The sequence below is a fragment of the Rhodopseudomonas sp. BR0G17 genome (genome assembly GCF_010907025.1).
Lineage (GTDB): Bacteria > Pseudomonadota > Alphaproteobacteria > Rhizobiales > Xanthobacteraceae > Rhodopseudomonas > Rhodopseudomonas palustris_H.
Window position 1 is genome coordinate 33469 of the sequence record NZ_QUML01000032.1, and the last position, 22800, is coordinate 56268.

Genomic DNA, 22800 nt, shown 5'->3' on the forward strand with positions numbered 1-22800 from the left:
ACTTTCTAGACAGCGCGCGCCCCCGCGTCTAAAAGGCATGACACCGGAAGAGGTGGGTTCGGCGGGCGTTTCGCGGGCATTCCGGGTGATTGGACGAACATGAGCGGCGTTAACGAAATTCGGTCTACGTTTCTGAACTACTTCGCCAAGAACGGCCACGAGATCGTGTCGTCGTCGCCGCTGGTGCCGCGCAACGACCCGACCTTGATGTTCACCAATGCCGGCATGGTGCAGTTCAAGAACGTGTTCACCGGGCTGGAGAAGCGCTCCTATCAGCGCGCCACCACCTCGCAGAAATGCGTGCGCGCCGGCGGCAAGCACAACGACCTCGACAACGTCGGCTACACCGCGCGGCATCTCACCTTCTTCGAAATGCTCGGCAATTTCTCGTTCGGCGATTACTTCAAGGAACGCGCGATCGAGCTCGCCTGGAATCTGATCACCCGCGACTTCGGCCTGAAGAAGGACAAGTTGCTGGTCACCGTCTATCACACCGACGACGAGGCGGCCGGCTACTGGAAGAAGATCGCCGGCTTCTCCGACGATCGCATCATCCGGATTCCGACCAGCGACAACTTCTGGGCGATGGGCGACACCGGTCCGTGCGGCCCGTGCTCGGAAATCTTCATCGACCGCGGCGAGCACATATTCGGCGGCCCGCCCGGCTCGCCGGACGAGGACGGCGACCGATTCCTGGAGTTCTGGAATCTGGTGTTCATGCAATACGACCAGGTGACGAAGGACGAGCGCGTGGCGTTGCCGCGTCCGTCGATCGACACCGGCATGGGCCTGGAGCGGATGGCCTCCATCCTCCAGGGCGTCGACAGCGTGTTCGACACCGATCTGTTCCGCAGCCTGATCGACGCCACCTCGTCGGCGCTCGGCCGCGGCCCGACCGAACAGGACGCCGCGTCGTTCCGCGTCATCGCCGATCACCTGCGTTCGTCGTCGTTCCTGATCGCCGACGGCGTACTGCCGTCGAACGAAGGCCGCGGCTACGTGCTGCGCCGGATCATGCGCCGCGCGATGCGCCACGCGCAGCTGCTCGGTGCCAGCGAGCCGCTGATGTGGCGGCTGGTGTGGGCGCTGGTGCGCGAGATGGGTCAGGCCTATCCGGAGCTGGTGCGCGCCGAGGCGATGATCGAAGAGACGATGCGGCTGGAGGAGACCCGCTTCCGCAAGACGCTCGATCGCGGCCTCGCGATCCTCGACGAAAAGAGCGCTGGCCTGAAGAAGGGCGACATGTTCGACGGCGAGACCGCGTTCACGCTGTACGACACCTATGGCTTCCCGCTCGACCTGACGCAGGACGCGCTGCGCAACCGCGGCATCAATGTCGATATCGCCTCGTTCACCGACGCGATGGATCGGCAGCGCGCCAAGGCCCGCGCCTCGTGGGCGGGCTCGGGCGAAGCTGCAACTGAAGCCGTGTGGTTCTCGCTGCGTGAGAAGCTCGGCGCCACTGAGTTCCTCGGTTACGACACCGAGACCGCCGAAGGTGTGGTCACTGCGCTGGTCAAGGACGGCGCTGAAGTCGACGCGCTGGAGGCCGGGGAGAGCGGTGCGATCATCGTCAACCAGACGCCATTCTACGCCGAGTCCGGCGGTCAGGTCGGTGACACCGGCGTACTCACCGCCGATGGCGTGCGCTTCATCGTCACCGACACGATGAAGAAGGCCGGGGATCTGTTCGTGCATCTCGGCACGGTCGAGCAGGGCAGCATCAAGCTCGGCGACGCGCTGGCGCTCGACGTCGATCATGCCAGGCGTTCGGCGATCCGCGCCAATCACTCGGCGACGCATCTGCTGCACGAGGCGCTGCGCCAGGTGCTCGGCGACCACATCGCGCAGAAGGGCTCGCTGGTCGCGCCCGACCGGCTGCGTTTCGACTTCGTGCATCAGAAGCCGATCACACAGGACGAGCTGCGCAAGGTCGAGGACATCGCCAACGACATCGTGCTGGAAAACGACGAGGTCGTGACCCGGCTGATGGCGGTCGACGACGCCCGCGAAGCCGGCGCCCGCGCGCTGTTCGGCGAGAAGTACGGCGACGAAGTCCGCGTCGTCTCGATGGGCAAAGCTGCGCGCGATCACGGCTCCAACGTGTTCGGCTGGTCGGTCGAACTGTGCGGCGGCACCCACGTGAAGCGCACCGGTGATATCGGCCTGGTGTCGATCACTGCCGAGAGCGCGGTCGCGGCCGGCGTCCGTCGCATCGAGGCGCTGACCGGGCGCGCGGCGCGGCACAACGCCAATGCGGCGATCGCCACCGCGAAGCTCGCTGCCTCCGAACTGCGGACCACGCTGGACGACATGCCGGCGCGTATCACCGCGCTGATGGACGAGCGCAAGAAGCTCGAGCGCGAGCTCTCCGAGGCGCGCAAGAAGCTGGCGATGGGCGGCAGCGCCGCCGGCGACGGTGCCGCCTCCGACGTCCGTGACATCGGCGGTATCAAGCTGATGGCGCGTGCGGTCGAAGGCATCGAGATCAAGGACCTCAAGGGCCTGGTCGACCAGGGCAAGAAGCAGATCGGCTCCGGCGTGATCGCGCTGGTGGCGACCAGCGAAGACGGCAAGGGCTCGATCGTGGTCGGCGTCACGCCCGACCTGGTGTCGCGGTTCTCGGCGGTCGATCTGGTCCGCAAGGCGTCCGAAGTGCTCGGCGGCAAGGGCGGCGGCGGCAAGCCCGACATGGCGCAGGCCGGCGGTCCCGACGGCTCCAAGGCCGGCGCCGCACTGGAAGCGATCGCGGCCGCCATCGGCGGCTGAGGTGGATCACGCATTGGCGTGGCAGGTCGAACAGGCCTGCCACAACGCGTGGCCGTCGTTGCGGTGCGCGCTGATCGGCGACTGGCTGCTGCGGTTCGGCGACGGCGTGTCGCGCCGGATCAATTCGGCCAATCCGCTGCATCCGGGCATCACCACGATCGCGCCGCAGCTCGAGGCGTTCGATCGGCTCTATCGCGCGCAAGCGCTGCCGCTGATCGTGCGGCTGGTCTCGCTGTTGCCGCCGCAGGTGGAGCGTGAGCTCGACACCCGAGGCTTCACGGCCGAAGGTGAAGCCTGCACGCTGTATCGCGATCTGGCGCGCGAGAACTTTCCCGCGGTGGCGCCGGATGTCACTATCACCCCGCGCGCCGATGCCGAGTGGCTGGCGGCCATCGCACGGCTGCAGGCGCAATCACCATCGCATGCCTCCGTCTATGCCCGCGTCGTCGATGCAATCGCGCTGCCGACCGGTTTCTTCGCGCTCCGCCACGACGGCCGCATCGTCGCGACCGCCTGCGGCGTGCTGCACGGCGGTCTGGTGGTGATCGAGTCGGTGGTGGTCGACGAGGCGCTGCGCGGGCAGGGCCTCGGCAAGCGCCTGATGACCGCGCTGCTCGCCTGGGCTGCCGCCCAAGGTGCCAACGGCGCCTGTCTGCAGGTCGTTACCGACAACATCGCCGGCCGCGCGCTCTATGCCGGCCTCGGCTTCGACCGTGAGCTCTACCGCTACCACTTCCGCCGCGCGCCGACGAAGTAACAGCTTCGTCCCGTCATTCCGGGTTCGCTCACTTCGCGAGCGCCCCGGAATGAGAAACGAACGTTTGCGGCGAAGACCGATCAGTCCGCCGGCACGCCGGCGCGGACCCGCTTCTTCCTGGTGTCGCGTTCGTCGTGGATCACGGCGATGACTTTGCCGACCGGCATGCCGAGCGCCTGCAGAACGGTGGAGGCGATCTCGAAGCTGGCTTCGAGGACTTCGCGGATCACCTCGGTAGCGCCGAGGGTGAACAACCGGGCGGCGTGATCGGCATCACGGGCGCGGACGATCACCGGCAGATCCGCGCGCTCGGCGCGAGCCGCGGCGACGACATGCTCGGCGGCCGCGGCGTCGTGCATCGTCACCACCACGGCGGGCGCATCGCCGAGTCCGCATTTGCGCAGGAAGGCGCGCTGGGTGGCGTCGCCATACACCACATTGGCCCCGGCCTTGCGGGCGCGGGCGACCGCCTCGGGATCGACATCGATGCCGATGAACGGCTTGCCCTGCTTGTTGAGGATGTCGCCGACGATGCGACCGACGCGGCCGTAGCCGACCAGGATGATGCGCGGCGTGTCGCCCGGCGTCGGGTCGGTGTGGCCGGCCGCCACCGCCACCGCCTTGCGGGCACGCGCGCTGGCCTTGCGGCTGAGCCGCGCCAGATACGGCGTCAGCATCATGGTGCCCGACGACACCAGCAGCATGAACTGCTCGACTTCGCGGGTGACGAGGCCGCTGGAGCTGGCCAGCCCGAGCACCAGGAAGGCGAATTCGCCGCCGCCGGCGAGCAGCAGGCTGGCCTCGGCGATCACCGGCCGCGACAGCCGGAACAGCCAGGTGAGGCCGGCGATCACCACCGCCTTCAGCGCCGTCATGCCGATCACCGAGGTGGCGACCATCGCCGGATAGCGCGCGACCTCCGCAAGATCGATCCGCATCCCGACCGAGATGAAGAACAGCCCGAGCAGCATGCCCTTGAACGGTTCGATATCGACTTCGACCTGGCGGCGGAATTCGGTCTCCGCGAGCACCAGACCCGCCAGGAAGGCGCCGAGCGCCATCGACAGTCCGGCGACGTGGGTGACCAGCGAAGTGCCGACCACCACGAACAGGATCGTCGCCATGAACAGTTCGCGGTTGTGGGTCGACGCCACCAGGCGGAACAGCCGGCGCAGCACCAGGCGGCCGAAGCCGATGATCAGTAGGATCGCGGCCGCCGCCTGGACCAGCGCCATGCCGAGACCGAGCCACACTGCGCCGGTGCTGACCGCGCCGCCGCTCGCCGCGTCACCGGCGGCTTTGCCGAACACCACGATCAGAAACAGGATCGGCACCACGGCGAGATCCTGCGCCAGCAGCACCGCGAAGATGCTGCGGCCGGCGACGGTGGCGAGCCGCTTCTGCTCGGCGAGAAGCTGCAGCACGATCGCGGTCGACGAAAGCGCCAGACAGGCGCCGATCACTAGGCTCGATTCCACGGTGTTGCCGAAGATCAGCGCGATGCCGCTGATCGCTGCGGTCGTCAGCACCACCTGCGACATGCCGAGGCCGAATACGAGCCGCCGCATCGTCCAGAGCCGGTCGAACGACAATTCGAGGCCGATGGTGAACAGCAGGAAGGCGACGCCGAGTTCGGCGAGCCGGTCGACCGCATCCTGCGAGGTGATGGTGACGTAACTGAGCCAGGGCAGGTCGGCGCCGATCCGGCCGAGGCTGTGTGGGCCGAGCACCAGCCCGGCGACCAGAAAGCCGAGCACCGGGCTGACGCGAAATCGCGTCATCACCGGGATCAATACGCCTGCGGTCCCGAGAAACACCAAGGCTTCCCGGTAAACTCCGACATCGTTTTCGACTGACATCGTTCCTTCAATCACGTGAGGTAGCGGAGGGCGACGACATCGATCAAATCGTCGCAGGGCTGCGGCAATAGATCGCGATTCTGCACCTCCGCCCAAGCCGGTTCCCTGGCGCCAGCGTGCACTGCGGCGATCGGTAGCCGCCGCTCGGGTGGACGGTCGCGGCGTCATGCCGCACAACGGAACGATGGAGCACAACACCCCACTGATTTCCACCATCGTGGCCGGCTTGGTGCTGGCATTTGCCTTCGGTGTCGCGGCCCAGCGGCTGAAAATCTCGCCGCTGGTCGGTTATCTGCTCGCCGGCGTTGTGATCGGCCCCTTCACCCCCGGCTATGTGGCCGATCAGAGCCTGGCCAACGAGCTCGCCGAAATCGGCGTGATCCTGCTGATGTTCGGCGTCGGCCTGCACTTCTCATTGAAGGATCTGCTCGAAGTCCGGGCGATCGCGATACCCGGCGCGGTGGTGCAGATCGGCGCCGCAACCGTGCTGGGCGCCGGGCTCGGCCATGCGCTGGGCTGGCCGTTCGGCGCCGGTCTGGTGTTCGGTCTGGCGCTGTCGGTCGCAAGTACCGTGGTGCTGCTCCGCGCGTTGCAGGAGCGCCGGCTGGTCGACAGCGAGCGCGGCCGGATCGCGGTCGGCTGGCTGATCGTCGAAGACATCGCGATGGTGCTGACGCTGGTGCTGCTGCCCGCGGTCGCCGGCCTGCTCAAGGGCGAGGCGACCACCGCCAATTGGCAGACGGTGCTGTGGCCGGTGGCGCTGACGCTCGGCAAGGTGTTCGCCTTCATGGTGTTCATGCTGGTGGTCGGCCGCCGCATCATTCCGTGGATGCTGCACTATGTGGCGCACACCGGCTCGCGCGAGCTGTTTCGTCTCGCGGTGCTGGCGATCTCGCTCGGCGTCGCGTTCGGCGCGGCGGTGCTGTTCGACGTGTCGCTGGCGCTGGGCGCATTCTTCGCCGGCATGATCCTGTCGGAGTCCGAACTCAGCCATCGCGCCGCCAACGAGACGCTGCCGCTGCGCGACGCGTTCGCGGTGCTGTTCTTCGTTTCGGTCGGCATGCTGGTCGATCCCGGCATCGTGGCGCGCGAGCCGCTGCCGCTCTTGGTCACCGTGCTGATCATCGTGTTCGGCAAATCGATCGCCGCGTTCTTCATCGTGCGGCTGTTCGGCCATCCCAACATGACGGCGCTGACGATCTCCGCCTCGCTGGCGCAGATCGGCGAGTTCTCGTTCATTCTCGCCGGGCTCGGCGTCGCGCTCGGGCTGATGCCGGAGCGTGGCCGCGATCTGGTGCTGGCCGGCGCGATCATTTCGATCATGCTCAATCCCGTGATGTTCGTGCTGCTCGACCGCTTCAGCGCCAAAGTCGCGGCGGCGGCGGAAGCCGCCAAGCAGGCCGCGAAGGACGCTGCGGCCGCTGCAATGCCAGCCCAGCCGCGTGGCCATATCGTGCTGGTCGGGCACGGCCGCGTCGGCTCCAATGTCAGCGCCGCGCTCCGCCGTTCCGGTGCTGACATGGTGGTGATCGAGAACGACGACGAGCGGGTGGCGCGGCTGCAGCGTGAAGGCTTCACGGCGATCAACGGCAATGCCGCCGCGCAGGAGATCCTCGACGAGGCCGAGATCGCGCAGGCGCACGGTCTCCTCGTGGCAATTCCCAATGCGTTCGAAGGCGGTCAGATCGTCGCCAAGGCGCGCGCGGTCAATCCCGGCCTGCTGATCATCGCCCGCGCGCATTCGGCCGAGGAGGTCATCCATCTGCGCAGCAACGGCGCCAATTTGGTGATCATGGGCGAAGACGAAATCGCCCGCGCCATGATCGCCCGCCTCGGCGTCGATGCCATCAGCAGCGATGCAGCCGTCAGCCCGATCACCAGCGCTGCGGCACCGGCTTCAGCCGGCGCAGCGGCCTGATTAGTTCACGCCGGCAGCGAGCGTGGTCCGAACAGGATCACGCTCATGCCGACGAGGCAGATCGCGGCGCCGATTACGTCCCAATGGTCGGGGCGATTACCTTCCATCGCCCAACCCCAGGCCAGCGCGCTGGCGATATAGATGCCGCCATAGGCCGCGTAGGCACGGCCAGCCAGCGGGCTGTCGGCCAGCGTCAGCAAGTAAGCGAACAGCGCCAGCGCGAGCATGCCGGGGATCAGCCACAGCGGCGACTTGTCGAGACGCAGCCAGGCCCAGAACGCGAAACACCCGGCGATCTCCATCAGCGCAGCGGCGCAGAAGGTCAGCAGTGACGTCATGAGCGTGGCCGTGGCTCTCTGTGAGTCTGCGAGAGATTGATGCGGTGAACTCTAAACCGATCGGGCTAGCAAATAAAAAGGCGCGGGAAGCGATCCCGCGCCTTTTCGTTGGTTCGGTCGGCGCGCTGATTAGGCGGCCTTAGCGTCCATCGCCTTGTGCAGGTTCTGCGCGACCTTGTCGAGGAAGCCCTCGGTCGACAGCCAGCGCTGATCGGCGCCGACCAGGAGCGCGAGGTCCTTGGTCATGAAGCCGGCTTCGACGGTTTGCACGCAGACCTTCTCCAGCGTGTCGGCGAAGCGGGCGAGTTCTTCGTTGGAGTCGAGCTTGGCGCGATGCGCGAGGCCGCGGGTCCAGGCGAAGATCGAGGCGATCGAATTGGTCGAAGTCGCCTTGCCCTTCTGGTGTTCGCGATAGTGCCGGGTGACGGTGCCGTGCGCGGCTTCGGCTTCCACCGTCTTGCCATCCGGCGTCATCAGCACCGAGGTCATCAGGCCGAGCGAGCCGTAGCCCTGCGCCACGGTGTCGGACTGCACGTCGCCGTCGTAGTTCTTACAGGCCCAGACATAGCCGCCCGACCACTTCAGCGCCGACGCGACCATGTCGTCGATCAGGCGGTGCTCGTAGGTCAGGCCCTTGGCGTCGTACTCGGCCTTGAACTCGTTGTCGAAGATCTCCTGGAAGATGTCTTTGAAGCGACCGTCGTACACCTTCATGATGGTGTTCTTGGTCGACAGGTAGACCGGATAGTTGCGGATCAGGCCGTAGTTCAGCGAGGCGCGGGCGAAATCCTTGATCGACTCGTCGAGGTTGTACATCGACATCGCGACGCCGGCGCCGGGTGCCTTGAAGACTTCCCGTTCGATCACCGAGCCGTCTTCGCCGACGAACTTCATCGTCAGTGTGCCCGGGCCCGGGAACTTGATGTCAGTCGCGCGATACTGATCGCCGTAGGCGTGACGGCCGATCACGATCGGCTTGGTCCAGCCCGGCACCAGGCGCGGCACGTTGTTGCAGATGATCGGCTCGCGGAAGATCACGCCGCCGAGGATGTTGCGGATGGTGCCGTTCGGCGACTTCCACATGCTCTTGAGGCCGAATTCCTTCACCCGCGCTTCGTCCGGAGTGATGGTGGCGCACTTCACGCCGACGCCGACCTGCTTGATCGCATTCGCCGCATCGATGGTGACCTGGTCGTCGGTCGCGTCGCGGTGCTCCATCCCGAGGTCGAAATACATCAGTTCCACGTCGAGGAACGGCGTGATCAGCTTGTCCTTGATCATCTGCCATATGATGCGGGTCATCTCATCGCCGTCGAGTTCGACGACTGGGTTGGTCACCTTGATTTTCGCCATGCGGGATCGGGCCTTCTTGTGATTCTGCGCTTAAAGGGGCGGGAATTGGACTAAAGCCGCGCCCGCTATAGCACCGCGCCGGACGGGCCGAAAGGCGATTGCGGAAGCAATTTGGACGGATTCGCAGCGCCGCTCCGCATGGCTCGGCAACGCCGCGATCGCAAGGCGTGCCGCGACCGGAAGCGGGTAGGGCGCGCGCTGTGTCAAGCGTACTTCACAGCGGTTCAAACCGGCCGGCAAATCCACTATTTGCTTGAGAAATCGCCGCCGCCTTGGCAACGGAAAGGCGCGGCGGCCGCCGGCGTCCGGCCCGCCCCGCCGCGGCTTCCCCCGATCCTCCCGCGCCGCCTCGGATCACTCCGAGGGCGCCCGTTTTTGAAAGACCTGCCCATGTCCGGCTCCGGCACCGACCGATCCAAGCCCCCGGCCGCGCTCGACGGCCCGGTGGTGATTCTGGTCGAGCCCCAATTGGGCGAAAACATCGGGATGTGCGCCCGTGCGATGGGCAATTTCGGGCTGACCCGGCTGCGGCTGGTGAAGCCACGCGACGGCTGGCCGAACATCGCCGCCCAGCGCTCGGCCGCCGGTGCCGACCACATCCTGAACGCGGTCGAGCTGTTCGACAGCGTCGCCGACGCGGTGAAGGACTGTACGCTGCTGTTCGCCACCACCGCGCGCGCCCACGATCAGGCCAAGCCGGTGCGCGGACCGGAAGCCGCCGCGCAGGAGATCGTCGCCGAGACCGCGTCGGGCGGCACCACCGGCATCATGTTCGGCCGCGAGCGCCATGGCCTGGAGAACGACGAGGTCGCGCTCGCCAACCGCATCGTGACCTTCCCGGTCAATCCGGCGTTCGCTTCGCTGAACCTTGCGCAAGCGGTGCTGCTGATGGGCTACGAGTGGTTCAAGCACGCCACCCAGAATGCGCTGCCTTACGAGATGCCGGAGCGCAGCCCGCGCGCCTCGCAGCATCAGATCGACGCGTTCTTTTCCAATCTGGTCGCCGAGCTCGACCGCGTCGAATTCCTCCGCCCGCCGGAAAAGCGCGACACCATGCTGGTGAACCTGCGCAACATCTTCACCCGGATGGAGCCGAGCAAGCAGGACATGCACACGCTGCACGGCGTGGTGATGGCGATCGCCGACGGCCGCAAGGGCCCGGCCAAAGGCGGCGTGCTCGATGGCGAGCAGGCCACGCGGCTGCGCGCGCTACTCGCCGAGCGCGCCGCCGGCGGAGCCGAGGCCGATGGCGGCTCGCTGCGCGGGCTGGCGCGGCTGCTGCGCCGCAATCCCACCGACGCCGAGCGGCTCTTATGGGAGAAGCTGCGCACCGACCGCCGCTTCGCCGGCAACTTCAAGCGCCAGACCCCGGTCGGCCGCTACATCCCGGATTTCGTCTCCTTCACCCGCCGCATCGCGATCGAGCTGATCAACGACGGCGAGAACGAGGCGGTCGCCGCCGACCGCGCCGCGCGGAAGGGCTGGCTCGAAGAGCGCGACTACCGCGTGGTGTGGGTCGAGGCCGCCGAGGTGACCGCCGACACCGCCGCGGTGCTGGAGCGGCTGGAGGCGGCGCTGGCGCAGTAGGTGCCCTTGCAGCGGCATCTCGCCGGACATATGCTTTTGGCATATGTTTGAAGGAGGCTGCCCATGACCGATCGGCGCCACGTCCGTCTGTTCCGTAACGGCCGCAATCAGGCCGTTCGTATTCCGGTGGAATTCGAGATGCCCGGCAACGAGGCGATCATGCACCGCGAGGGAGATCGGTTGGTGATCGAGCCGGTCCGCAAACGCGGACTGATCGCTTTGTTGCAATCGATGACGCCGCTCGACGAGCCGTTCCCCGCCATCGACGATCCCGCGCCGGCCCCGGAGAAGGTGCTGTGACGCGCTATATGCTCGATACCAACATTCTCTCCGATCTGATCCGCAATCCGCATGGCGCTGCTGTTCGCCGCATCGCCGAGGTCGGGGAGGGCAACGTCTGCACGAGTATCATCGTCGCCGCCGAACTCCGCTACGGTTGCGCCAAGAGCGGGTCGGTCAGATTGACCAAGGCCGTCGCCGATCTGCTCGAAGAAATCGACGTGCTGCCGTTCGAGCCCCCCGCCGACGAAGCCTATGGGGCGATCCGCGCATCGCTTGAAGCAGCAGGTACGCCGATCGGCAGCAACGATCTCCTCATCGCAGCTCATGCCAAGTCGCTCGGTGCGACCATCGTCACCGCGAACACGCAGGAGTTTGGTCGCGTGCAGGGTTTGGCAGTTGAGAACTGGCTGGCGTGATCTTTCCGGCAAGCGAGTTGTTTGCGTTCGGCAGGCCCGTTGACTTGCGACGCGGCGCACGTTCAGCTCGTACCAAGCGGCGGCTCGCCGCAGCACAAGCAATCGGGAGGGGATATGACAACGACATCGACGATGCGCCGCGCGGGATGGCTCACCGGCCTCGGCCTGCTCGCCGCAGCGTTGGCCACCACAGGCGCGCGCGCCGACGACGTCGGCGGCACCTGGCTGCGCGAGACCGGCGCCTCCAAGGTCAAGTTCGCGCCCTGCGGCGGCGCGGTGTGCGGCACGCTGGTGTGGCTCAAGCCGGGCGTCGAGACCCCCGCCAAGGTCGGCCAGAAGATATTCTTCGATATGAAGCCGACCGGCCCGGGCGCCTGGGCCGGCAGTGCCTTCAATCCGGAGGACGGCAAGACCTACACCGGCAAGATGAACCTCTCCGGCGGCACGCTGACCACCCAGGGCTGCGCGATGGGCGGCATGATCTGCAAATCCGCCACCTGGACGCGGGCGAACTGAGTGGAGGAGGCGCGCCAGCAAGGTCAGGCGAGCTTGCCCAAGGTCATCTTGCCTGACGTTCTGCAGCGCGGCCTCCGAGTCGTGTTCTGCGGCACCGCCGCCGGCCGTGCGTCGGAGAAGGCGCAAAGCTATTATGCGCACGGCCGGAACAAGTTCTGGAGCGTCCTCAGCGAAACGGGCCTCACCGACCGAAAGCTGGCACCGCACGAGTTTCGCGAGGTGACGACATTCGGCATCGGCCTGACGGACCTGTGCAAGGATGTCGCCGGAAGCGACCATGAGGTTCGGCCGCGGCCGGAACACCGGGTGGTTCTCAGACGGAAGATCGAAGAGAACCGGCCCGACTTTCTCGCCTTCACCAGTCTGGAAGCTGCGAAGCGGTTCGTCGGCCGCAGGGTCGGCCTCGGGCGTTATGAGGAGAGCATCGGAGCGACGTCGATCTATGTGCTGCCATCGACCTCGCCGATGGCGGATTGGAATTGGATGGCGAACAAGATCCACTGGTGGGAGTTTGCCGAACGGGTCCGCGCCTCTTGATCGGGGAGCGCCGTATCGTTGCGTCAGGTCGCCGTCGGGCGATCGTCAATGGAGTTCAACTTGAGCGTTGCTTTCACCAAGGAAGATAGTGCCGAGACCGCCTCGGAGACCGTGCTGCCGGATCGGCCGATCTCGCCGCATCCGAACCTCGTCACCGCAGCCGGCTTGGCCGCGCTGGAGGCGCAGTTGGCCGAGGCGCGCGCTGCGCTCGAAGCAGCCGGTACGATCGAGGACGTCAACGAGCGCCGCCGCGCCGAAGCGATCCCGCTGCGCGACGCCCGTTACTACGCGGCGCGCGTTCGCACCGCGCAAGTGGTGCCGGATCCTGCCTCGACCGACGAGATCGCGTTCGGCTCCACCGTCACTTTCCGCCGCGCCGACGGCCGCGTCCAAACCTATCGCATCGTCGGCGAAGACGAAGCCGATCCGAAGCAGGGCACGATCTCGTTCGTATCGCCGGTGGCGCGCTTGCTGATGGGCAAGAGCGTCGGCGACGTGGTGGGGAAGGGGGCGCAGGAATTGGAGGTAGTTGGGATCGGGTAGGAGAATGGGCTTTCAAATGGCAAGGGACGAGCGATCAATTATTACCATTCTACGGCAAGCTGGTCATCGTAAGGGATCCCTGGAAACCCGCTCCAAACATAATGGTCCGGCAAAAGCCGAGTTGGGCGGCGTAAATCCATCCGAAATCCCGGATAAGCATCGCTGATCACGTGTTCAAAGAAAGCTCTTTTGTCTGCTGAGAGACATTTAGTTACTTCATGCAAGAAGGTGTGAAGCTGTTCGTAATCTTCAAGCAGTTTATGGCGATCTGCGTGTTTTTCCATAAAGGCGAATAGCATTTCGATGCTGTTGCCTGGATTAACGAAAAGCGGACGTCGTCCTTCAAAGTAGATCGTTTCGATCTGCTCTTGCAGTGGGCTCACGTTGCCGTGCAAGGCGAAGTTCCTTTGATTGAAGATATTCATGAAATTGGAGTAGCCGGGTATGTCTTTGTCGATGGTCTTTTCAAAGCCATCACAGTTTTCACTCAGCAATCTCAAACGTTGAGGAATTTTCGCGCGTAAGAAACGATTGTATCGCTCCTTGTCGTCGAGAATTTCTCGACGGCAGAACGTTAGGATGAGCATGTTGATGTACGACTCGGCCATGATCGGCATTAAAAGTCTGAGGGTTAGGCAGTCGTTGAAAACTGCTGCGACTTGGGATGACCTTCTGTTCATTTCCTTTTTGAATTCTTCCGAATCGTCAAATTTGTAATCGACAGAATTTGATGTTGCTGCTTCGGATATTCTCGCGTGCAGGTCGGCGCACAGATCTGACAAAGCGAGGTACTTGTTCTGAAAAACAACGTACTTTTCGAAGGAGTGTGTGATCTTGGACTTTGCTTTCGCGACACGATGATAGTCTGATTTGATGGCCTTAATCAAAGTTTGCCATTCGAGGTCAGTCAGAGCCTCTGAGAGTGCGATGTGTATTTCGCGTAGGTGGCCGCATATGTACACGTCTTCTGTTCCAGCCTTGAGTTGAAAATCCCAGTGGATGAGATTGTCGCTGTCGTCTCTCCTTAGAAAATTCTGAAAACCGTTTGGCTCCCCGAAGCGGGCTCGAAGATACGAGTAGACGTCGACTGGTCTGAGGTGTTGACGTACGGCCAGAAAATTCGTTTTTCCTTCTTCCGCTTTGCTGCGCTTTTTGACGGCGAACTTGAGGACTTCGTCTCTAGTGCTCTTGCACCATTCTTCTACATTTAGACAGGCGGTCATTTCTCGTGGCTCGCATGATGCAGCTAGGCTACGAACTCGCTGCTTTGAGCGAGCATCGTGAGGCTGGGCGAAGCGGTGCACGCTCCGGGGATCGCCGATTGTCTTCCTGAATGTAGCTTCGCTCAAGCAGCAAGCGTTGCCCGGGTGAGCGCAGCGACACCCGGGATCATCGACAATGCTCCTGCATGTCGCTTCGCTCATGCAGGCTACGCTGAACTACTGCCTCACGTCGCCGGCTTCACTACGCGCCATTTCATTGTCCCGGACGCTGTCGAACCGGTCTCCGCGTCAGCGGTTCGGCGCGGTCGGCTCACGCCCGCCGTGCCTTGCTCACCTTCAGCTCTAGCCCCGCGCGATCCTGCAGATAGCCGATCACGCTGAACAGGTTTTTCGCCTGCGGGTTGCCGTTGGGGCCGAACATCCGGATCAGGCTTTTGGGCGGCAGTTCGGTCGCGGCGCCGAGTTGTTCGAAGCCGACGGTGGCCTTGATGTAGTCGCGCAGGACGGCTTTTCCGGTCTCGATATCGCCCTTGAGCATCACCTCGATCGCTTCCCGCAGGAGGGCATCGGCGAATGCCGGGTCTTTCGCAACGCGGTTCTGGATCAACTCTTTGAAGCTCTTCGTATTAGCCATTGCTCAGTCCTGACCGCCGCTTCTTGTTCTGCTTGTAGTCGTGCCAATACACGATGGCTCGCGCGATATCGCTGCGTTGTCGCTTCTTGGTGCCACCGCAAAGCAGAATGACCAACGTGTCGCCGTCACGGCCGAAATAGATCCGATAGCCGGGCCCGAAATCGATCTTGGTTTCGAGGACGCCTTCGCCGACCGACTTAACGTTGGAAAAATTGCCCATGGACAGCCGAGTCACGGCCGTCGTGACCTTGGCGGCCGCCATGACGTCGAGCCCGTCGAGCCAATCCGCGAATGGGCTTTGCCGTTCAGCCGAATAGTAGCGAATATCCAGCATGACCAACGGTAACATATGTGTTACCGTTGGTCCAGTGCACGCTCTATTCGATTGCGATCCGAGGTGGCCTGTACGGCCGCACCTTGGTCGGTTCTTCAGACCAGCGGGCGTACTTGGTGATGTCCCGCCGTTAACGTTCTTCGCCTTCGCCGCCTTCGTCCAGCGCTCACGCAGGTCCATCCCTGGTGTGCTGGCGCTCGCCTCCGCGCGAGATGCAGGCCGCTTCCTCCCCTGCGGCCTGATTCGCTGTGATTCGTCACCGCTTTGTTCCGGCTGCGTTCGGAACGTTAAGGCGCACGGTGGCGGTTGTCGCAGGGTGGGACACTTCGGCTGTCATCGGCAGCTTCGACGCCGCGACTGGCGCCGTGCTAGCGTCCCGGCAACAACAGCAGACATCACAGGGAGATCGCCGATGATCAGCACCGCCGCCAAGCGGGCCACGTTTCGCAAGCTGCACGAGACCGGCTGCTTCGTACTGCCGAATCCGTGGGATGTCGGCTCGGCGCGGGCGCTGGCGTCGCTCGGGTTTCAGGCGCTGGCCTCGACCAGTGCCGGCTTTGCGTGGTCGGCGGGGCGGGCGGACAATCAGGTCAGCTGCGACGACGTGCTGGCGCATCTGACCACGCTGTGCGCGGCGGTGGATCTGCCGATCAATGCCGATTTCGAGAACGGCTTTGCCGACAGCCCGGACGGCGTCGCCGCCAATGTCACGCGCGCGATCGCCACCGGCATTGCCGGGCTGTCGATCGAGAATACGACCACCGATCCGGCGCAGCCGTTTTACGACGACGCGCTCGCCGCCGAGCGCATCAAGGCGGCGCGGGCGGCGATCGATGCGTCGGGTGAGGACGTGGTGCTGGTGGCGCGCTGCGAGGGCTTCTTCAAGGGCGAGCGCGATCTCGCCAAGACCACCGCGCGGCTGGTGGCGTTCGCCGAGGCCGGCGCCGATTGCCTGTACGCGCCGGGCATCACTACCGAGGCCGAGATTATCACGCTGGTGAAGGCGGTGGCGCCGAAGCCGCTCAATGTGCTGATCGCGCAGCCGAGCATGACGGTGCCGATGCTCGCCGACCTCGGCGTCCGCCGCATCAGCGTCGGCGGCTCGCTGGCGCGCTGCGCCTGGGCCGGCTTCCTCGGCGCCGCGCACGAGATCGCCGAGCAGGGCACATTCACGGCATTCGCCGGTGCGACGCAGGGCGCGGAGTTGAACGGGATGTTTGCGGGGAAGTGATGGCTGCGATCAGCACACGATTCATGTATTATGGTGGCCGGCCCTGACTACGTGCGCTGAAGGTCAGATCATGGTTCTTCAGGTCCAGGATCGTGTGACCGGACGATGAGGTTGACCATGGCTACTAGAGGTTCGGCAGCCGATATCACCCGCGGCATCGGCAATGTGTTTGCGGACCTAGGCATGGCCGACGCGGAGGAGAGGCAGACCAAGCTCAGGCTCGCCTACGCTCTGAACGCGGTGATCGACCGGGCTCGCCTGAGCCAAGCCGCCGCCGCCGAGCGGCTCGGGATCAACCAGCCCAAGGTCTCGGCCTTGCGAAACTACAAACTGGAAGGCTTTTCGGTCGAACGGCTGATGACGCTGCTCACCGCGCTCGATCAGGATATCGAAATCGTCATCCGCAAAAAGCCACGCTCGCGCGCGGCGGCGCGGATCAGCGTAGTCGCGGCGTGAACGCGTAGGGCTCAATAGCGAAGCGTATTGCGCCCCGGAATGAACTGGAAGGGCGAATGGTGGTGTGGGTAGCGCGCAGTCGCAGCGCCTATTGCACCTCCAACCGGTCAGCGAGCTTAGCCCGCATGAGCGAAGCGAGATGCGGGTTTTCTTGTCGATGGGCTCCCGCATGTCGCTGCGCTCATGCGGGCTTCTCGCTAGGTCTTCTCGAAGCAGGGCCAGGCGCAAATCCAACACGCGCTGCGACTCGCGGCACCCCCACCCCGCCCGGCTTCGCCGGTCGACCCTCCCCGCACGGGGGAGGGTGGTGCTGTGGCGACTGCGAGTTTTCAACGGCGAAGCCGCCGCGGATTGCTCCGCCTACTTCCTCCTCCTCGGCCCGCGCCGCACCACTTCGCGCTTCGGAGGGGTGTAGGCGTCGTCGAGCAGCGCCATGGCTTCGGCAGGGATGCAGGTGGTGAAGACGCCGCCCTGGCGCATGTCGGTAAGGGCTTTGCGGATCGCGGGCTCGCGGTCGAGCCAGTCCTGTTCGGTGCGGGGCGCCGGGCCGGGTTTGCCGGGGCGGCCGCGACCTTTCTGAGTGAGCCGCGCCATTTTCAGCACCTCCATCGCCTCAATCAGCCGGTTGAGATCGACCGACGGCGCCTGCCACAGCTCGTCGACATAGCGTTCGGCAAGCTGCTGCAGTTTGCTGCTGAGCATCCGCAGCTTCAGCCGGCGGCCGGCGCGCTCGGTCGGCACGGTGTCGCTGGCGCGCGGCGCCAATGGGTGACGCGTCCAATTGAACTCACGCTTCCAGCGCCCGACGGTGCCGGCGCTGACGCCGGTCTTCGCCTCGATCTGCTTGTAGGTCAGCGAGGTCTCCTCGATCAGCCGGCGCACATGGGCGACCTTGGCATTGGTATGCAGCCGCTTGCAGCCCTTCGGACGGCCGCCAGGGACCGGCGGCGGTCCGTCGTCGAGCGTGGCCAGCACCAGCCGGTCGAGGGAGGAGTCGAGCACACGAATGGGAGAGCGAAAAACCGGGAAGGGCATGTTGGGCTCCGGTGAAAGCAGGGCATCAATCCGAAATAAGAATATATACCTAGATAATGACGGAGCAAGGGCGACGTCGCCGCGAGCGCTTCCGGAGGAGCCACGCCCCGGCCCTGACGGGGATCATTTGGGGCAGGCCGCCGTCGCGGCCATCGCCCGCGCCGCGTTCAGATCGTTCGAGCGGGAATGTTAACTCTTCCGCGCCGTTCACCGACCCAGGGCAAGGGGGCGACCTCCAGCCTTGGTGTGATCGGGAAGGCGGACGCACAACTTGCAGCGTTCGCCGCGGCGGCAAGCCCGATTCGCAGCGATTCGTCGCCGCTTTGTTCCGCCTGCGTGCCGAACGTTAACCCGAGCCAGGCGGGCTGTCGCAGAGCGGGACACCATCGGCCGTGCTTGGCCCCGGTGCCCGGCGCTAAAAACACGAATGCCCGGGACAGGGCCCGGGCATTTGAAATTCGATCTAGCAATGAGGCGACCGCCGCGGCGGCCGGCGGGAACCCGTCAGGTTCCGGCCTTCACCTCTTGGACCGCCTGGGCATAGAACTCGGCCATCTTGGCGCGCAGTTCGGTCTCCGGCAGGTTGATGCCCTTGTCGGTGAGGTCCTTGGTGACCTTGCGCACCACGTCGTCGTCGCCGGCCTCTTCCAGGTCGGCGATCACCACCTCTTTGGCGTAGGCGGCGGCGGCGTCGCCGGACAGGCCGAGCTTCTCGGCGATCCAGAGGCCCAGCAGCTTGTCGCGGCGCGCCTCGGCCTTGAACTTCTGCTCTTCGTCGAGCGCGAACTTCCTCTCGAAGCCTTCTTCGCGCTTGTCGAACGTGGTCATGTCTGTTGTTCCGATCTTGAGCCGGCAGAAGGGCCGGTTTGCGGTGGGCAGGTTCGATGCCTAGATATCCAGAGCCGCCCGTTAAGACAACTGCCACAATGGCGCACAGCGAGGGGTAAAACTCCCGGGCCACCCGGCCGGATCGATTGTATCGGGGGGGCCAATCAGCTAGGTTGCAGCGAGGCTGGGTTCTCGTTCTGTTTCCTATTCCTGGCCTTTCGGCAGCTCCGCCGTGGGCCGCTTTCGTCAGACGGAGCCCACCACCCGATGGATTTCAACAAAACACGGTACATCCCCATGAGCCGGCGACGTCGCATTTACGAAGGCAAGGCCAAGGTGCTGTATGAAGGTCCGGAACCCGGAACGCTGATTCAGCACTTCAAGGACGACGCCACCGCGTTCAATGCCAAGAAGCACCAGGTGATCGAGGGCAAGGGCGTCCTCAACAACCGGATCTCCGAGTACCTGTTTCAGCACCTCAACGACATCGGGGTGCCGACCCATTTCATCCGCCGCCTCAACATGCGCGAGCAGCTGATCCGCGAAGTCGAGATCGTGCCGCTCGAGGTGGTGGTGCGCAACGTCGCCGCCGGCAGCCTGTCGCAGCGTCTCGGGATCGAAGAGGGCACCCAGCTGCCGCGCTCGATCATCGAGTTCTACTACAAGAACGACCAGCTCAACGACCCGATGGTCTCGGAAGAGCACATCACCGCGTTCGGCTGGGCGACGCCGCAGGAGATCGACGACATCATGGCGCTGGCGATCCGCGTCAATGATTTCCTCACCGGTCTCTTCCTCGGCATCGGCATCCGCCTGGTCGACTTCAAGATGGAGTGCGGCCGGCTGTTCGAAAGCGAGATGATGCGGATCATCGTCGCCGACGAGATTTCGCCGGACAGCTGCCGGCTGTGGGACATCAAGTCGAACGAGAAGCTCGACAAGGACCGCTTCCGCCGCGATCTCGGCGGCCTCTTGGAGGCCTACACTGAAGTCGCCAAGCGCCTCGGCATCTTGATGGAAAACGAGCGCCCGGTCGGCTCCGGCCCGGTGCTGGTGAAGGGCTGAGGCTCAGGGCGGCGGGCGCTAAGCGTCCAACGATGTCATTCCGGGGCGCCGCGCAGCGGCGAGCCCGGAATCCAGAAGTTGTTACCAAGAGACATTTTCCGGGTTCGCTCGCTGTGCGCGAGCGCCCCGGAATGACGGATGGGGCGGAGGCTCTGCCCGGCATGACGAGGGGATCATCGAGGCGACCATGAAGGCACGAGTCACTGTTACCTTGAAGAACGGGATTCTGGATCCGCAAGGCAAGGCGATCGAGGGCGCGCTGAAGTCGCTCGGCGTCGCCGGCATCGCCAGCGTGCGCCAGGGCAAGGTGTTCGACATCGAGCTCGACGGCGCCGCCGACAAGGCCAAGGCCGAAGCCGCCCTCAAGGACGCCGCCGACAAGCTGCTGGCGAACACCGTGATCGAGAATTATGCTATCGAGGTGAAGGGTTAGTCTCCGGAGACTAGGCCATGGCTGACGTGAGCAACGAGTTGATTTTTGAAGTGCTCAAGCAGGTTCAGCAGAGATTGGACAAGGTCGACCACAAGGTCGACGAGCTGAAATCTGAAATGAACGCCATGCGTGGCTACCTGATCTCCATGCAGCAGGACGTCCAGAACGTCTATGGAATCCTCGGTCGCTATGACGGCCGGCTCGAACACATCGAGCGTCGTCTCGAAATGAACGACTCGCCGACGATGTCTGCGTGATCATCGCCATCGACGCGATTGTCCACTGCCCCTCCACGCGCTAACGGAAACCGCATGAAATCCGCAGTTCTCGTCTTCCCCGGCATCAATCGCGAGCGCGACATGGCGCGCGCGCTGAAGCTCGTCTCCGGCAACGACGCCGCGATGGTGTGGCATGCCGAAACCGAGTTGCCGAAGGGCACAGACCTCGTCGTCGTCCCGGGCGGCTTCTCCTATGGCGATTATTTGCGCTGCGGCGCGATTGCGGCGCGGGCGCCGGTGATGGACGCGGTGCGCAAGTTCGCCGCTGATGGCGGCCTGGTGCTCGGCGTCTGCAATGGCTTTCAGATCCTGTGCGAGTCCGGTCTGCTGCCGGGTGTGCTGATGCGCAATGCGCGGCTGAAGTTCATCTGCCGCGACGTGCATCTGCGCGTCGAACGCAACGACACCCCGTTCACCCGCGGCTACAAGGCCGGCCAGGTGATCAAGGTGCCGGTGGCGCACGGCGAAGGCAATTACGAAGCCGACGAAGACACCGTGAAGCGGCTCGAGGGCGATGGCCGGGTGCTGTATCGCTACTGCTCGCCGGAAGGCGAAGTCGGCGAGAGTCACAACATCAACGGTGCCGCCGCCTCGATCGCCGGCATTGTCTCCGAGCGCGGCAACGTGCTCGGCATGATGCCGCATCCGGAGAACCACGTCGAAGACATCATGGGCTGCACCGACGGCCGCGGCCTGTTCGCCGGCCTCGCCCAGCACTTCGCCAAGGCGGCGTAAGCGGCGCTTACTTCATCGCCGGCAAGTCTTCTCGCTGGATCGATTGATTGAAGCGGATCTTTGGCTGCTCGACGGCACCAAAGTCCTCATCCTGAGGAGCCCGGCAAAGCCGGGCGTCTCGAAGGATGAGGGGACGCATCGCCTGCGGCACATGGTTCGAGACGGCGCTGCGCGCCTCCTCACCATGAGGGTGTGTCCGTGTCGGGAGCATTCGGAGGCATCGCTCCTGCCATCACGAGCAGACTGCTTACACTATCCGCAGCCACAAAAAAGCCCCCGCAAATCGGGGGCTTTTCGTTGCGCGCCGCTGCCGGCGCCGCGGCTCAGCTCTCGCCGAACACTCGCTTGAAGATGGTGTCGACGTGCTTGTGGTGATAGCCGAGGTCGAACTGCTCTTCGATTTCGGCGTCGGTCATGTACTTCTTCATGTCCGGATCCTTCTTCAGCAGCGTCAGGAAGTCGCCTTCGCCGCGCCACACCGGCATCGCGTTGCGCTGGACCAGCTTGTAGCTCTCCTCGCGTGAGCAGCCCTTCTGGGTCAGCGCGGTGAGCAGCCGCTGCGAATGCACCAGGCCGCCGAGGCGGTCGAGGTTCTTGGTCATGTTCTCCGGATACACCACCAGCTTCTCGATCACGCCGGCCAAACGATTCAGCGCGAAGTCCAGCGTCACGGTGGCGTCGGGGGCGAGCATCCGCTCGGCCGAGGAGTGCGAGATATCGCGCTCGTGCCACAGCACCACGTTCTCCATCGCCGGCATCACATAGGCGCGCACCATGCGGGCGAGACCGGTGAGGTTCTCGGTCAGCACCGGGTTGCGCTTGTGCGGCATCGAGGACGAGCCCTTCTGGCCCTCGGAGAAATACTCCTCGGCCTCGAGCACTTCGGTGCGCTGCAGGTGGCGGATCTCGGTGGCAAGCCGCTCCATCGACGAGGCGATCACGCCGAGCACCGCGAAGAACATCGCGTGGCGGTCGCGCGGGATCACCTGGGTCGACACTGGCTCGACGGCGAGGCCCATCGCCTTTGCGACGTGCTCTTCGACCCGCGGGTCGATATGCGCGAAGGTGCCGACCGAGCCGGAAATCGCGCAGGTCGCCACTTCCTTGCGCGCGGCGACCAGGCGGTCGCGGGCGCGGCTGAATTCGGCATAGGCGTAGGCCATCTTCAGGCCGAACGTCACCGGCTCTGCGTGGATGCCGTGCGAGCGGCCGATCGACGGCGTCATCCGGTGCTCGAAAGCGCGGGCCTTCAGCGCCGCCAGCACGCGGTCGAGGTCGGCCAGCAGGATGTCGGCGGCGCGGGTGAGCTGGACGTTGAAGCAGGTGTCGAGCACGTCCGACGAGGTCATGCCCTGGTGCACGAACCGCGCATAGGGCCCGACGAACTCGGCCAGATGGGTCAGGAAGGCGATGACGTCGTGCTTGACCTCGCGCTCGATCTCGTCGATCCGCGCCACGTCGAACGCGGCGTCCTTGCCGCCCTTCCAGATCGCCTCGGCCGCCTCCTTCGGGATCACCCCGAGCGCAGCCTGCGCGTCGGAGGCATGGGCCTCGATCTCGAACCAGATCTTGAAACGGGTCAGCGGCTCCCAAATGGCAGCCATTTCCGGACGGGTATAACGCGGGATCATCGCAAACTCGTGGGTTTTGGGGATTACGCCGCGCTTTAGCAG

Annotated in this window: 24 protein-coding genes; 15 read left to right on the forward strand and 9 right to left on the reverse strand. The window is 64.7% G+C overall.

The window, feature by feature from the left end; genetic code table 11:
- Positions 1–99: 99 nt before the first annotated feature.
- Both alaS and DY467_RS20520 read left to right on the forward strand, forming a co-directional pair.
- The gene (gene alaS / locus DY467_RS20515) at positions 100–2769 is read left to right on the forward strand and encodes an alanine--tRNA ligase (protein ID WP_164638617.1); all 2670 of its coding nucleotides are present in this window, start codon (positions 100–102) and stop codon (positions 2767–2769) included.
- A 1-nt stretch (position 2770) separates the two neighbouring features.
- Positions 2771–3526, forward strand: coding sequence for a GNAT family N-acetyltransferase (locus tag DY467_RS20520; protein ID WP_164638619.1), 756 nt, complete (start codon positions 2771–2773; stop codon positions 3524–3526).
- A gap of 80 nt (positions 3527–3606) precedes the next feature.
- On the opposite strand, the gene DY467_RS20525 is transcribed toward DY467_RS20520, so the two are convergent.
- A complete protein-coding gene (locus DY467_RS20525) occupies positions 3607–5385 on the reverse strand; it encodes a cation:proton antiporter domain-containing protein (RefSeq protein WP_107345567.1) in 1779 nt (592 codons plus the stop codon).
- Between the two features lie 184 nt (positions 5386–5569).
- Between DY467_RS20525 and ybaL the strand changes: the two genes are divergently transcribed.
- Positions 5570–7303: a YbaL family putative K(+) efflux transporter gene (gene ybaL, locus DY467_RS20530; RefSeq protein WP_164638649.1), complete on the forward strand. Its 1734-nt coding sequence runs from the start codon at positions 5570–5572 to the stop codon at positions 7301–7303.
- A 5-nt stretch (positions 7304–7308) separates the two neighbouring features.
- On the opposite strand, the gene DY467_RS20535 is transcribed toward ybaL, so the two are convergent.
- Positions 7309–7641 (reverse strand): YnfA family protein, encoded by a 333-nt coding sequence (locus DY467_RS20535; RefSeq protein WP_107345566.1) that lies wholly within the window; start codon positions 7639–7641, stop codon positions 7309–7311.
- A 129-nt stretch (positions 7642–7770) separates the two neighbouring features.
- Positions 7771–8994, reverse strand: a complete 1224-nt coding sequence (locus tag DY467_RS20540) for an NADP-dependent isocitrate dehydrogenase (RefSeq protein ID WP_107345565.1) — start codon at positions 8992–8994, stop codon at positions 7771–7773.
- A 390-nt stretch (positions 8995–9384) separates the two neighbouring features.
- Between DY467_RS20540 and DY467_RS20545 the strand changes: the two genes are divergently transcribed.
- From DY467_RS20545 to greA, 6 genes are all read left to right on the forward strand, one after another.
- Positions 9385–10581 (forward strand): TrmJ/YjtD family RNA methyltransferase, encoded by a 1197-nt coding sequence (locus tag DY467_RS20545; protein ID WP_164638622.1) that lies wholly within the window; start codon positions 9385–9387, stop codon positions 10579–10581.
- A gap of 63 nt (positions 10582–10644) precedes the next feature.
- On the forward strand, positions 10645–10881 hold the full coding sequence (locus DY467_RS20550) for an antitoxin (protein ID WP_164638624.1): 237 nt from the start codon (positions 10645–10647) through the stop codon (positions 10879–10881).
- A gap of 8 nt (positions 10882–10889) precedes the next feature.
- A complete protein-coding gene (locus DY467_RS20555) occupies positions 10890–11279 on the forward strand; it encodes a type II toxin-antitoxin system VapC family toxin (RefSeq protein WP_205502599.1) in 390 nt (129 codons plus the stop codon).
- A 114-nt stretch (positions 11280–11393) separates the two neighbouring features.
- Positions 11394–11795, forward strand: a complete 402-nt coding sequence (locus DY467_RS20560) for a DUF2147 domain-containing protein (RefSeq protein ID WP_164638627.1) — start codon at positions 11394–11396, stop codon at positions 11793–11795.
- Between the two features lie 33 nt (positions 11796–11828).
- Positions 11829–12332, forward strand: coding sequence for a mismatch-specific DNA-glycosylase (locus DY467_RS20565; protein ID WP_164638629.1), 504 nt, complete (start codon positions 11829–11831; stop codon positions 12330–12332).
- A 60-nt stretch (positions 12333–12392) separates the two neighbouring features.
- A complete protein-coding gene (gene greA, locus DY467_RS20570) occupies positions 12393–12875 on the forward strand; it encodes a transcription elongation factor GreA (RefSeq protein ID WP_164638631.1) in 483 nt (160 codons plus the stop codon).
- 41 nt (positions 12876–12916) lie between these two features.
- Here greA and DY467_RS20575 read toward each other — a convergent pair whose 3' ends face one another.
- The 3 genes from DY467_RS20575 to DY467_RS20585 all read right to left on the reverse strand — a co-directional run bounded on the left by DY467_RS20575 (position 12917) and on the right by DY467_RS20585 (position 15066).
- Positions 12917–14098: a hypothetical protein gene (locus DY467_RS20575; RefSeq protein WP_164638633.1), complete on the reverse strand. Its 1182-nt coding sequence runs from the start codon at positions 14096–14098 to the stop codon at positions 12917–12919.
- A 310-nt stretch (positions 14099–14408) separates the two neighbouring features.
- Positions 14409–14732 (reverse strand): transcriptional regulator, encoded by a 324-nt coding sequence (locus tag DY467_RS20580; protein ID WP_164638635.1) that lies wholly within the window; start codon positions 14730–14732, stop codon positions 14409–14411.
- Positions 14725–15066, reverse strand: a complete 342-nt coding sequence (locus tag DY467_RS20585) for a type II toxin-antitoxin system RelE/ParE family toxin (RefSeq protein ID WP_164638637.1) — start codon at positions 15064–15066, stop codon at positions 14725–14727. Before DY467_RS20585 ends, DY467_RS20580 begins: the two co-directional genes overlap by 8 nt.
- A 412-nt stretch (positions 15067–15478) precedes the next feature.
- On the opposite strand from DY467_RS20585, the gene DY467_RS20590 reads away from it, so the two are divergent.
- Both DY467_RS20590 and DY467_RS20595 read left to right on the forward strand, forming a co-directional pair.
- The gene (locus tag DY467_RS20590) at positions 15479–16297 is read left to right on the forward strand and encodes an isocitrate lyase/PEP mutase family protein (protein WP_164638639.1); all 819 of its coding nucleotides are present in this window, start codon (positions 15479–15481) and stop codon (positions 16295–16297) included.
- A gap of 117 nt (positions 16298–16414) precedes the next feature.
- Positions 16415–16753, forward strand: coding sequence for a helix-turn-helix domain-containing protein (locus tag DY467_RS20595; protein ID WP_283811811.1), 339 nt, complete (start codon positions 16415–16417; stop codon positions 16751–16753).
- A gap of 360 nt (positions 16754–17113) precedes the next feature.
- On the opposite strand, the gene DY467_RS20600 is transcribed toward DY467_RS20595, so the two are convergent.
- Complete coding sequence (locus DY467_RS20600) at positions 17114–17788, reverse strand: helix-turn-helix domain-containing protein (protein ID WP_164638643.1); 675 nt, start codon at positions 17786–17788, stop codon at positions 17114–17116.
- A gap of 504 nt (positions 17789–18292) precedes the next feature.
- The gene (locus tag DY467_RS20605; protein WP_107345553.1) at positions 18293–18616 is read right to left on the reverse strand and encodes a DUF1476 domain-containing protein; all 324 of its coding nucleotides are present in this window, start codon (positions 18614–18616) and stop codon (positions 18293–18295) included.
- A 297-nt stretch (positions 18617–18913) separates the two neighbouring features.
- Between DY467_RS20605 and purC the strand changes: the two genes are divergently transcribed.
- From purC to purQ, 4 genes are all read left to right on the forward strand, one after another.
- A complete protein-coding gene (gene purC / locus DY467_RS20610) occupies positions 18914–19681 on the forward strand; it encodes a phosphoribosylaminoimidazolesuccinocarboxamide synthase (RefSeq protein ID WP_199851757.1) in 768 nt (255 codons plus the stop codon).
- A gap of 187 nt (positions 19682–19868) precedes the next feature.
- Positions 19869–20114: a phosphoribosylformylglycinamidine synthase subunit PurS gene (gene purS, locus DY467_RS20615; RefSeq protein WP_107345551.1), complete on the forward strand. Its 246-nt coding sequence runs from the start codon at positions 19869–19871 to the stop codon at positions 20112–20114.
- Positions 20115–20131: 17 nt separating this feature from the next.
- Positions 20132–20371 carry a coiled-coil domain-containing protein gene (locus tag DY467_RS20620; RefSeq protein WP_164638645.1) on the forward strand — a complete coding sequence of 80 codons (240 nt, stop codon included), beginning with the start codon at positions 20132–20134 and terminating at the stop codon, positions 20369–20371.
- Between the two features lie 54 nt (positions 20372–20425).
- On the forward strand, positions 20426–21127 hold the full coding sequence (purQ, locus tag DY467_RS20625; protein WP_107345549.1) for a phosphoribosylformylglycinamidine synthase subunit PurQ: 702 nt from the start codon (positions 20426–20428) through the stop codon (positions 21125–21127).
- A gap of 323 nt (positions 21128–21450) precedes the next feature.
- Here purQ and purB read toward each other — a convergent pair whose 3' ends face one another.
- On the reverse strand, positions 21451–22758 hold the full coding sequence (purB, locus tag DY467_RS20630) for an adenylosuccinate lyase (protein WP_107345548.1): 1308 nt from the start codon (positions 22756–22758) through the stop codon (positions 21451–21453).
- Positions 22759–22800: the final 42 nt, after the last annotated feature.

Bases quoted from the DNA above. Each gene is read 5' to 3' on its own strand.
- alaS (WP_164638617.1), top strand. From the start codon at position 100: ATGAGCGGCGTTAACGAAATTCGGTCTACGTTTCTGAACTACTTCGCC.
- DY467_RS20525 (WP_107345567.1), bottom strand. From the start codon at position 5,385: ATGTCAGTCGAAAACGATGTCGGAGTTTACCGGGAAGCCTTGGTGTTT.
- ybaL (WP_164638649.1), top strand. From the start codon at position 5,570: ATGGAGCACAACACCCCACTGATTTCCACCATCGTGGCCGGCTTGGTG.
- DY467_RS20535 (WP_107345566.1), bottom strand. From the start codon at position 7,641: ATGACGTCACTGCTGACCTTCTGCGCCGCTGCGCTGATGGAGATCGCC.
- DY467_RS20540 (WP_107345565.1), bottom strand. From the start codon at position 8,994: ATGGCGAAAATCAAGGTGACCAACCCAGTCGTCGAACTCGACGGCGAT.
- DY467_RS20545 (WP_164638622.1), top strand. From the start codon at position 9,385: ATGTCCGGCTCCGGCACCGACCGATCCAAGCCCCCGGCCGCGCTCGAC.
- DY467_RS20550 (WP_164638624.1), top strand. From the start codon at position 10,645: ATGACCGATCGGCGCCACGTCCGTCTGTTCCGTAACGGCCGCAATCAG.
- DY467_RS20555 (WP_205502599.1), top strand. From the start codon at position 10,890: ATGCTCGATACCAACATTCTCTCCGATCTGATCCGCAATCCGCATGGC.
- DY467_RS20560 (WP_164638627.1), top strand. From the start codon at position 11,394: ATGACAACGACATCGACGATGCGCCGCGCGGGATGGCTCACCGGCCTC.
- DY467_RS20575 (WP_164638633.1), bottom strand. From the start codon at position 14,098: ATGACCGCCTGTCTAAATGTAGAAGAATGGTGCAAGAGCACTAGAGAC.
- DY467_RS20580 (WP_164638635.1), bottom strand. From the start codon at position 14,732: ATGGCTAATACGAAGAGCTTCAAAGAGTTGATCCAGAACCGCGTTGCG.
- DY467_RS20585 (WP_164638637.1), bottom strand. From the start codon at position 15,066: ATGCTGGATATTCGCTACTATTCGGCTGAACGGCAAAGCCCATTCGCG.
- DY467_RS20590 (WP_164638639.1), top strand. From the start codon at position 15,479: ATGATCAGCACCGCCGCCAAGCGGGCCACGTTTCGCAAGCTGCACGAG.
- DY467_RS20595 (WP_283811811.1), top strand. From the start codon at position 16,415: ATGGCTACTAGAGGTTCGGCAGCCGATATCACCCGCGGCATCGGCAAT.
- DY467_RS20600 (WP_164638643.1), bottom strand. From the start codon at position 17,788: ATGCCCTTCCCGGTTTTTCGCTCTCCCATTCGTGTGCTCGACTCCTCC.
- DY467_RS20605 (WP_107345553.1), bottom strand. From the start codon at position 18,616: ATGACCACGTTCGACAAGCGCGAAGAAGGCTTCGAGAGGAAGTTCGCG.
- purC (WP_199851757.1), top strand. From the start codon at position 18,914: ATGAGCCGGCGACGTCGCATTTACGAAGGCAAGGCCAAGGTGCTGTAT.
- purS (WP_107345551.1), top strand. From the start codon at position 19,869: ATGAAGGCACGAGTCACTGTTACCTTGAAGAACGGGATTCTGGATCCG.
- DY467_RS20620 (WP_164638645.1), top strand. From the start codon at position 20,132: ATGGCTGACGTGAGCAACGAGTTGATTTTTGAAGTGCTCAAGCAGGTT.
- purQ (WP_107345549.1), top strand. From the start codon at position 20,426: ATGAAATCCGCAGTTCTCGTCTTCCCCGGCATCAATCGCGAGCGCGAC.
- purB (WP_107345548.1), bottom strand. From the start codon at position 22,758: ATGATCCCGCGTTATACCCGTCCGGAAATGGCTGCCATTTGGGAGCCG.